At 62.7% G+C, this 287-nt stretch carries 1 protein-coding gene; it reads left to right on the top strand.

The features are described from left to right. Positions 1–287, top strand: a 287-nt coding sequence (locus tag G7020_RS23840) for an IS30 family transposase (protein WP_181087229.1), incomplete at both ends; no start/stop codon positions are given.

The following is a 287-nucleotide window of genomic DNA, read 5'->3' on the forward strand; positions in this document are numbered from 1 at the left end:
GAGATGCCTACGTCTGTCGCGAGACGATCTACAACGCGATCTATGCCCTGCCAGTGGGTGAGCTGCGTAAGGAGCTGATCATCTGTCTGCGCCAAGGCAAGACGACGCGCCGGCCGCGCTCTGGTGGCGTGGATCGGCGCGGCCAGATCCCCGAGATGGTCAGTATTCATGTGCGCCCGCCGGAGATTGAAGACAGGCTGATGCCGGGGCATTGGGAAGGCGACCTCATCAAGGGTAAGGCCAACGCCTCGTCCGTCGGTACGCTGGTGGAACGCACCAGTGGCTAC

Origin of the sequence: Stutzerimonas stutzeri (assembly GCF_013522825.1) — a bacterium.
Classification (GTDB): Bacteria; Pseudomonadota; Gammaproteobacteria; order Pseudomonadales; family Pseudomonadaceae; genus Stutzerimonas; species Stutzerimonas stutzeri_AK.